The sequence below is a fragment of the Polaribacter sp. 2305UL8-11 genome (genome assembly GCF_058147165.1).
Genome location: NZ_JBYVJW010000122.1, coordinates 1 through 234, shown reverse-complemented (window position 1 = coordinate 234; position 234 = coordinate 1). Strand labels below are relative to the sequence as shown.

Below are 234 nucleotides of genomic sequence, written 5' to 3'. Positions count from 1 at the left end.
TTTAAGAGCTATGGAAGTAAACGTAGATGCTATTTTAGAAGGAACAAGAGTAGATGGTATTTACTCTTCTGACCCTGAAAAAAATAAAGAAGCTGTAAAATTTGAAAAAATTACCTTTAAACAAGTTATTGAAAAAGGCTTAAAAGTAATGGATATGACAGCCTTTACATTAAGCGAAGAAAATAATTTACCAATTATTGTATTTGATATGAATACACAAGGAAATTTACTAAA

Annotated in this window: 1 protein-coding gene; it reads left to right on the top strand. The window is 27.4% G+C overall.

Translation table 11 applies throughout. The features are described 5' to 3' along the window. A partial coding sequence (locus ACY2RW_RS16425; RefSeq protein ID WP_490123795.1) for an amino acid kinase family protein occupies positions 1-234 on the top strand: 234 nt, incomplete at both ends.